This window comes from Thalassospira povalilytica (genome assembly GCF_002844235.1).
Taxonomy (GTDB): Bacteria; Pseudomonadota; Alphaproteobacteria; order Rhodospirillales; family Thalassospiraceae; genus Thalassospira; species Thalassospira povalilytica.
Genome location: NZ_PGTS01000001.1, coordinates 83497 through 87971 on the forward strand (window position 1 = coordinate 83497; position 4475 = coordinate 87971).

At 57.9% G+C, this 4475-nt stretch carries 2 protein-coding genes; both read left to right on the top strand.

The window, feature by feature from the left end; genetic code table 11:
• Positions 1-430: 430 nt before the first annotated feature.
• The gene (locus tag CU041_RS00415) at positions 431-2926 is read left to right on the top strand and encodes a type I secretion system permease/ATPase (RefSeq protein WP_101245303.1); all 2496 of its coding nucleotides are present in this window, start codon (positions 431-433) and stop codon (positions 2924-2926) included.
• Positions 2926-4230, top strand: coding sequence for an HlyD family type I secretion periplasmic adaptor subunit (locus CU041_RS00420; protein ID WP_101245304.1), 1305 nt, complete (start codon positions 2926-2928; stop codon positions 4228-4230). The genes CU041_RS00415 and CU041_RS00420 overlap by 1 nt, the downstream gene beginning before the upstream one ends.
• Positions 4231-4475: the final 245 nt, after the last annotated feature.

The following is a 4475-nucleotide window of genomic DNA, read 5'->3' on the forward strand; positions in this document are numbered from 1 at the left end:
CACTTGGGCGTTGAGGGTGCCGATGCGCGAAGCGGTCGCGATATCCGGCCCTGATCTATAGATGGGGGTGGAGACGGGGCTTGCGCAAATCGCGATCGGCTGAATTGTCAAACAAGTATGAATGACAAGGCGTTGCCGGCATTGATCTATGACATTTGTGATGGCGGAAATATCGGATGCCGGTCCGGTGCGGCCCGTGGTCAGGCAGGGCTGCCCGGCAGAGGATAGCGCAATGAAATAAAGGGATTTCGGGCAGGATTTTAACACATCCTTATATATTCAACCAGAATAGTGGCAGTATGCCATTGGCTAGGTTACCCGTCGCAGCACTGTTGCGCGGGGCGTTTGCCATGCGCAATAGGCAGATGCCAATGCGCAGCGGCATGATATGATAAGGCAGTTGCCAAAGGCGACAAAACGGAAGGAATGCATGGGCCTGCTCGATAAAATCCGGCCAACCCGCAAAGCGGATGCGGGGCGCGAGGGGGATCGGACCCCGCTTGAACGGTTGTTCTGGCGGTCGATCGCGCTTGTCGGCGGATTCTCGATGGTGATCAACATGCTCAACATGGTGATCCCGATCTATTCCATGCAGGTATTTGATCGCGTCCTTTCAAGCCGCAGTGTCGATACGCTGGCACTTTTGACCGTTGGTATTGGGCTTGTTCTTTTGTTCATTGCCTCGATGGAGCAATTGCGGTCCCGGGTTCTGATCCGGGTGGGGACGGCCCTTGATCTGCGTCTTGGCGGGGATCTGTTTGCCCATGTCGTGCAGCAATCGGCACGCGGTGCCCAGATGCGCCAGCGTCCGTTGCGCGATTTGTACGGGCTTCGCGGGTTCCTGACCGGAAGCGGGCCCTTTGCGCTGATCGATTTCATGTGGGCGCCGGTTTATATCGGGGTTGTGTTTATCTTTGATGTCCGGCTTGGGCTTGTTGCCTGTGGCGGGGCGGTGCTGTTGATTGCCATCGCCATTGCCAACGAGGCCGCAGCCAAGATTTCCGTCGACCGGTCCGAAGAAAGCCAGAACCGCGGTATCGCGCAGGAAGAAACCTATGTCCGCAATGCCGAGGCCATGGAAGCCATGGGCATGACCCAGTCTGCCCGCCAGCGCTGGCAGGCAGACCAGTCGGACGCCCTTTACTGGGAAGGTCAGGCGAGCCGCCGGGTCGGGACATCAACCACGCTTTCGCATTTCATCCGGCTTGCCATGCAGGTGTGCTTTATCGGGGTTGGTGCCTATCTGGTTTTGTCCGAAAGCATCACGATCGGGATCATGGTGGCGTCGATGATCCTGGGTATGCGCGGGCTTGCGCCATTTGATGGTGCGGTCAGTGCCTGGCGCAGCTGGAATGCGGCGCGCAATTCGTTTGAACGTCTGAACAAGATTTTGCTCGATAAGCGACAGACCGTTCCGGCACCGCTGCCGCGTGGTCGGGGGATGGCTGTCAGTGTGGATCGGCTGGTCTTTGCGCCGCCCAACAGTCGCAACGTCCTGTTCAAGGGGTTTTCCTTCAAGGCCGGACCGGGCCAGATCATTGCGATTGCCGGGTTTAACGGTGTTGGCAAAACCGCGCTGTTGAAGCTGATTATGGGGATCTGGCTTCCGGGGTCCGGGTCGGTCAAGCTTGACGATGTCGAAGCATCGCGTGTCGACCGTTCGGAAATCGGGGCGCAGATCGGATATCTTGCGCAGAACCCGTTCCTGTTCCCGGGCACGATTGCCGAAAATATTGCGCGCCTTGGCAATGCCGAGATGCGCGATATCATCCAGGCCGCCGAACTGGCCGGGGCGCATCAGTTTATTCTTGATCTTCCTGACGGGTATGACACGCGCGTTGATCGCGGCGGGCGTAACCTTTCGGGCGGGCAGCGCCAGTTGATTGCATTGGCAGCGGCCCTGTTTTCGCGGCCGCGCATGTTGTTGCTTGATGAGCCGACAACCGCCCTTGATGACACCGGTGTCAGCCATATCAGTGATCTGATCGACATTCTGCGCAAGAACGGCATTACGACATTTATCGTCAGTCACGAACGCGCCATTCTGGCCCGGGCGGATGCGATCCTTGCACTTGCAGACGGGCAGATTCAGGTGGTTCCGGTCAAAAACCCGGCCGGTGTCGCCACCGGCAAACCGACCGTCCAGACCGAAGATATTGCGCGCGGTCTGCCGCCTGTGGCCCGCCCGGTTGAGAATGCCGATCCGGCGGCCGTTGCCGCAGCGGGCACCACAGACGGGCAGATGCGGATCACGCCCAAACAGATCGAGGTCCCCAACCCCGACGCACCGCGCCCGATTGTTGAAAAGAATTCCAGTGCCGGACAACACACGGCAAGCGTAATCGAAGAGCCGGAAACCGCCGATGCAATGCCCGAGATCGAGGATTTCGGGCGCAGCAGTGATGCCGGATCGGACCGCGCACGGGCCGCCAAACAGGCCGCCGGTATTGCCAAGCCGGAAATGAAACCGCAGCCGACCCCGGGTGGAACCATGATGACCATGCGCCCGGTCGTGCCAAAGGCTGAAAAGGCTGAAAAGGCGGAAAAATCCGCGCCGGTGAAAAAATCGGTCAGCTGGTCCGAAGACGAAAAATCTGAGCAGGCGGCCGTAAAAGCAAAGCCCGCTGCGCAAAAGCCGCGCGCCGAGCGTCAGCAACCAGGTAGCCGAAAAACTGTAAGCAAACCGGCCAAGCCGGAAGCGCCGAAACGCAAGATGAGCGAAGCCGAAGCCATCGCACGGGCACGTGAAGAGGCGGCAATGCGCATGCGCAAGGTTCGCGAAGATGCCGAACGCGCCGCCGCACAGCGCGCCGCCACCCGCAAGAAACCGACTGCACCCGCCGCATCGGGGGATGCACCGCGTCGTGGTCGCCCGCAACTGCGGGTTGTCGAAGGATCGGCTGAACGTCGACAAGGTGGGGCCTGATGTCCGGAGTAGAATTACCAACCGCACGCCAGCTTGATACCGATGTGAAGCCGCTTGTGCGGATCGGGCTGCTTATCCTGTTTCTCGGGGTCGGGTCGGTTCTGCTGTGGGCGGGCACGGCCGAGGTCAATTCGGCAGCAACCGCAAGTGGTGTCGTGGCCCCGTTTTCCGGGCGGCAAAGTGTGCAGCATCTTGAAGGCGGCATCATCCGCGAGATCCTTGTGCGTAACGGAACGCGGGTGAAAGCCGGGGATGTTCTGGTGCGTCTGGATGATACGCGGTCACGGGCAAGTTATGACTTGCTCAATAACCGTTATCTGAATGCGCTGGCGACCCAGACGCGCCTGATTGCCGAACGGGCACAAAAAGACGAACTGACATTCCCCGATGTTCTGAACGATCCGCGATATTTTTCGATTACGGATGCGCAAACCACGCTGTTTGAAAGCCGGCGCAGTGCGTTCAAGGGCGAGGTCGAGCTGTATGACGAGCGGATCAAGGAATTGCGCCGCGAAATCGTCGGAACACGCGAACAGAAAACAGCTGCCGAACAGCAAGTCGGGATCGTCAAGGAAGAGCTTGCGATGGTCAAGCCGATGGTCGAGCTTGGCTATGCGCGCCGCACCCGGCTTTTGCAGCTTGAAAGCCGGTTGGTCGAGACGCTTGGCAATATCGGTCGTTATTCCGCCGATATCGCCCGGATCGAGCAGCAAATTCAGCAGGTCAAGGCCAGCCAGTCACAATTGATGCGCGACCATCTGCAATCGATCAATACCGAGCTTCGCGATGTCCAGAGCGAGATTTCCGATCTGAATGAACGGTTGCGTTCGGCCGAGGATGTTCTGGTGCGGTCCGACATCAAGGCACCGCGCAACGGGACAGTGACCAACATGCAGTTCACGACAGTTGGCGGGGTCATTCCGCCCGGGGCGCAGGTTCTTGAAATTGTGCCCCTTGATGACCGTCTGGTGATCGAGGCGCGTGTTTCGCCCAATGATATCGACGTGGTTTCTGTCGGGCTTGGTGTGAATATCCGTGTCACCGCCTTCAGTCAGCGCTGGTTCGCGCCGGTCAAAGGGGTTGTCACCGATGTATCGCCCGATCGCCTTACCGATTCGGAAGGCAGATCGTATTTTCAGGCCATGGTCGAGATCGATGCAGACAGTCTTGCCGAACATGAAGGCATGATCCTATCCCCTGGTATGCCTGCCCAGCTTGAGATCGTAACCGGTTCCCGGACGATTTTGGCCTATCTGTTTTCCCCGATTACCACCAGTTTCGAGCGCGCTTTCCGCGAGCAATAACGATTTTTATGCTCTGATTGGATGCGGTGTTCGACCTATACAACCTGACAGAATCTGACAGGTTGTATTTAGAGCTTCCAAATCCCGAAAAAACATGAAAAAAAACTAAAACAGGTTGGTTTCCAGCCTTTCAGTGGTTGATGGGTTGCAGATAGTGATCTATACTAGTGTATAAATCGATTCTGCTGTCAGCGCCGCTGCTTTCGAATCAGGTAAATATAATTCCCAAGTAGGGAGTAACTCTC